This window comes from Paraburkholderia sp. NMBU_R16 (assembly GCF_013282575.1).
GTDB lineage: Bacteria > Pseudomonadota > Gammaproteobacteria > Burkholderiales > Burkholderiaceae > Trinickia.
Genome location: NZ_JAAAYE010000285.1, coordinates 1 through 509 on the forward strand (window position 1 = coordinate 1; position 509 = coordinate 509).

The following is a 509-nucleotide window of genomic DNA, read 5'->3' on the forward strand; positions in this document are numbered from 1 at the left end:
CACTCACCGGACTCGGTTACACCAAGGAGGCCATCATGCCTCTGGCAAGTCAACCTCGCGGTGCGGCCGGCGCGCTAAAAAGAGCCGCTGGCGTAGTTTGAACGGCGCGTCTTCCCCCTCTATGTGTGAAAAACTCCGGTCAGGACCTGGCGCATGTATTCGTTGTCCCAGGCGGCCATTTTGCGGCGCCCTCGCAGGCTGTCGCGCGATGCATGATGCCGACGAATCAGGTTAAGAGCGATTTTGCGCAGCAAGGCGAAGTTGCGCACGGCGGTGCGTTCACGCACGCGGCAGTCGTCTTCGCGGAAGGTGACGTCAAGCACCCAGTGCAGGCTGTTCTCTATTCGCCAGTGCTGTCGGATGGCTCGCGCAAGGACTTCCGGCGGTTGTGTCGCGATAACGGAGCCATGACGAGCAAGCGGCGATTCGCTTAGGAGTCCTTACATAAGCAGCGAATAGAACTGCGCGGCGACCGTTCGAGTGGCGTGGTCACCCTTCATTTGGCCTTT

General features: G+C 60.1%; 1 protein-coding gene. It reads right to left on the minus strand.

The window, feature by feature from the left end; genetic code table 11:
* Nucleotides 1–119 precede the first annotated feature (119 nt).
* Complete coding sequence (locus GWC77_RS28270; RefSeq protein ID WP_367949134.1) at nucleotides 120–398, minus strand: ISAs1 family transposase; 279 nt, start codon at nucleotides 396–398, stop codon at nucleotides 120–122.
* Between the last annotated feature and the right edge of the window lie 111 nt (nucleotides 399–509).